The organism is Neobacillus cucumis, assembly GCF_023715505.1.
Genome location: NZ_JAMBOH010000134.1, coordinates 1 through 353 on the forward strand (window position 1 = coordinate 1; position 353 = coordinate 353).

2 rRNA genes are annotated in these 353 nt (G+C 40.5%); both read left to right on the plus strand.

Going from position 1 to position 353, the window contains the following annotated elements:
- Nucleotides 1-115, plus strand: a 23S ribosomal RNA gene (locus M3226_RS31765); the annotation flags it as partial.
- A gap of 129 nt (nucleotides 116-244) precedes the next feature.
- Nucleotides 245-353, plus strand: a 5S ribosomal RNA gene (rrf, locus tag M3226_RS31770); the annotation flags it as partial.

A 353-nucleotide genomic window follows, 5' to 3' on the forward strand; every position in this document is an offset into this window, starting at 1 on the left:
TCCCATAGCGTCAAGCTAGTAAGATCCCTGAAAGATGATCAGGTTGATAGGTCAGAGGTGGAAGCGTGGCGACATGTGGAGCTGACTGATACTAATCGATCGAGGACTTAACCATAGTTTATAGGCGCAACTCGTTTTTATGAATTTCTTCTATATTATCTAGTTTTGAGAGAATGAAAAAATTTAAATTTTTTCTTGCAAATTTAAAAAAAGACATTATAATAAGATAGTGTCTAATAAATAGTCTGGTAATTATGGCGAGAAGGTCACACCCGTTCCCATACCGAACACGGAAGTTAAGCTTCTCAGCGCCGATGGTAGTTGGGGCAAGCGCCCCTGTGAGAGTAGGACGT